This is a genomic window from Bacillus sp. C30 (genome assembly GCF_040838255.1).
GTDB classification, from domain to species: Bacteria; Bacillota; Bacilli; order Bacillales; family Bacillaceae_G; genus Bacillus_A; species Bacillus_A mycoides.
The window spans coordinates 1-1,691 of sequence record NZ_JBFPJH010000531.1 but is presented as its reverse complement, the minus strand read 5'-3'; the positions used below and the strand labels follow the sequence as shown (position 1 = coordinate 1,691).

The following is a 1,691-nucleotide window of genomic DNA, read 5'->3' as shown; positions in this document are numbered from 1 at the left end:
ATGTATGGTAGGAGGAAAAGGAATGCTTAATAAAATAATTTTAATTACTGGTGGTACAGGTTCGTGGGGACATGAACTTATAAAACAACTATTAGAAAAATCACCGAAAGAAATTAGAGTTTTTTCAAGGAATGAAACGGTTCAGTTTGAAATGCAGCAACAGTTTATAAATGAAGAGAGATTGAAATTTATTATTGGAGATATTCGTGATAAAGAGCAACTAGTATATGCTTGCCAAGGTGTACATTATGTATTTCATCTTGCAGCTTTAAAGCATGTTCCAGTATGTGAATATTATCCTTATGAAGCTATAAAAACAAATATACATGGTACGCAAAATGTAATTGAAGCATCTATCCAGAATCAAGTTGAGAAAGTTATATATGTTTCAACTGATAAAGCGGCCGATCCATCAAATACGTATGGGATGACAAAAGCAATTGGTGAAAAATTAATGGTTCATGCGAATGTGCAAACGAAGAAAACAAAATTCATTTGTGTTCGTGGCGGAAATGTTTTAGGAACGAGTGGAAGTGTGGTACCGCTTTTTAAAAAGCAAATTAAGCAATCTTCAAAAGTAGGGATTACCGATGCAAATATGACTAGATTTTTCTTAACCATTGAAGATGCTGTTGGATTGTTATTTAAAGCAGCATCTGAAGGAAGAGGAGGAGAAATCTTTGTTATGAAAATGCCAGCATGTAAAATAACGGATTTAGCAAGAATATTGATTGAAGATTCAAAAAAAGAAAACGTGAAGATAAAAGAGGTAGGGATAAGACCTGGTGAAAAATTAAGTGAAATGCTTTTATCTGAGGTAGAGAGTAAAACAAGTATTAGTTTTGATCAAAATTATTTTGTGGTACTACCGACTATTCCTATAGAAGGACTTCAAGAATATTATGCTAGTTATCCGCTTGTGGATGTGAAGAGTTTTAGTTCTCAACAAGACTTACTTACAAAACATGAGGTGAAACAAATGTTAGAAAAAGGAGGGTTTTTACGATGAAAAGAAATGTGAGCCTTTTAATAACTGGTGCAAATGGCTTCACAGGACGTCATGCTTACCAATATTTTTTAGAGCAGGGCTTTCATGTAATTCCTATGTTTCAAAATCGTTCACATAGAGAAAAAATCGAAAATGGTATTACTTGTGATTTAACAAATAAGAGTGAAGTAATGAAGGTAATTAAACAAATAAAACCAGACTATGTATTGCATTTAGCAGGAAGAAACTCAGTTAATGAGTCTTGGACAGCTTCTCTTGAATATATAGAGATTAACGTAATAGGGACTTTATATTTATTAGAAGCCATTAAGCAGGAAGCTTCGCATTGTAAAACATTAGTTATAGGATCTGCATTGCAAGCAGATAGTATGAAAAACATAAAAGTTTCAAATCCATATAGTTTAAGTAAAACTATGCAAGTCATTATTGCGGAGGCTTGGGGCGGATTAATGGATTCAAATATTATCATTGCAAAGCCCTCAAATTTAATTGGTCCAGGAGTATCGAATGGTGTTTGTTCAATTCTCGCAAAAAAAATGATAGATATAGAATCGGGTAGAAGTAAAGCGATTATTGAAGTAAACAGTTTGAAAGATAGTAGAGACTTTCTAGATGTACGTGATGCAGTTAAAGCGTATCATGTGTTATTACGTGATGGTATAAATGGAAAACAATATAATAT

Annotated in this window: 2 protein-coding genes; both read left to right on the top strand. The window is 32.8% G+C overall.

The window, feature by feature from the left end:
• Positions 1-22: 22 nt before the first annotated feature.
• On the top strand, positions 23-1,009 hold the full coding sequence (locus tag AB3X49_RS22550) for a UDP-N-acetylglucosamine 4,6-dehydratase family protein (RefSeq protein WP_002142824.1): 987 nt from the start codon (positions 23-25) through the stop codon (positions 1,007-1,009).
• On the top strand, positions 1,006-1,691 hold a 686-nt coding region (locus tag AB3X49_RS22545; RefSeq protein ID WP_367964854.1), incomplete at its 3' end, for an SDR family oxidoreductase. The genes AB3X49_RS22550 and AB3X49_RS22545, both read left to right, overlap by 4 nt.

What these genes read in the sequence shown, in the direction of transcription:
- AB3X49_RS22550 (WP_002142824.1), top strand. Translation starts at nt 23, where the DNA reads ATGCTTAATAAAATAATTTTAATTACTGGTGGTACAGGTTCGTGGGGA.